The organism is Cellvibrio fibrivorans, from assembly GCF_031457055.1.
In the GTDB taxonomy this organism is placed as follows: Bacteria; Pseudomonadota; Gammaproteobacteria; order Pseudomonadales; family Cellvibrionaceae; genus Cellvibrio; species Cellvibrio fibrivorans.
On record NZ_JAVDVX010000031.1, the window covers coordinates 1 to 1,010 of the forward strand.

The 1,010-nt window shown below is 43.7% G+C and carries 1 protein-coding gene; it reads left to right on the plus strand.

Features of this window, described 5'->3' with window-relative positions:
- Nucleotides 1–1,010 (plus strand): integrase catalytic domain-containing protein (locus J2X05_RS21130; RefSeq protein WP_310076425.1); only part of this gene is annotated, 1,010 nt, incomplete at both ends.

Below are 1,010 nucleotides of genomic sequence, written 5' to 3' on the forward strand. Positions count from 1 at the left end.
AATGAAATCCATGCGGCTGGGGGCGTTAAATTTCTAGCAGACTCAAGACATTTAGGTGACTTGAAATTTTCAGATCTCACCGAAAAAGAACAGCTCGAAACAAATCGAAGGTTTAAATATATACAAAAATTGCAAGAACAGAAAATTAATAAAATTACGGAAAAGCGTGCTTGCAAAACTATTTCGGCTGTTGCGCAGGAGCTAGGTGAAAAACCACCTCATTGGCAAACCGTCAGATCGTGGTACAGAAGCTTTGTCGAGGCTGGGATGAAAATGCGAGGGCTTTATCCTAACCATCGATCAAAAGGTTTTTTCGAACCTAAAGTGAGTGCAAAGGTATTGGAGATCATCAATGAAGCTGCTAAACGTTTTCATCATCAAAGCAGACCGACAATGGCATCCATCCACCGAAACGTTGTAGAGAAGGTAATTGCTCACAATTTGGATAACCCACATGACCTTCAAATTGCCCCCACTTACTGCACCGTACAGTCACGAATTCTCAATGTGTCCTACCAACATAAAACAAAGTCCAGACGCGGGAGCCGTGCACTCCAGGCCGAACTTGCTGGCGCACATAGCGGAATTGAAACAAGTCGAGTGTTAGAACGGGTCGAAATAGACCATACCTTACTAGATATTCATGTACTTCATGATGAACTCAAGACGCTCTTAGGCCGCCCAAGTATTACGGTTCTGATCGATCATTACTCTCACATGGTCCTTGGTTGCCAGCTCTCTTTTGAAAAGCCGTCATTTGCATCCGTATGTATGGCTTGCATGAATGCGTTCCTACCAAAAGATTCGATGATGAAAAATCTGGCGATTGAGGCTGACTGGCTGGCTCATGGAATCCCTACAACGTTGGTTTCAGACAACGCGATGGAGTTTTGGGGTAAAAATTTCAGAGCGGTTGCGGACGAAATTGGATCAGTATTTCAATACTGTCCAGTCCGAAAAGGTAATTATAAAAGCCGGGTTGAGCGATTCAATGGGATAGTGAATTCCCT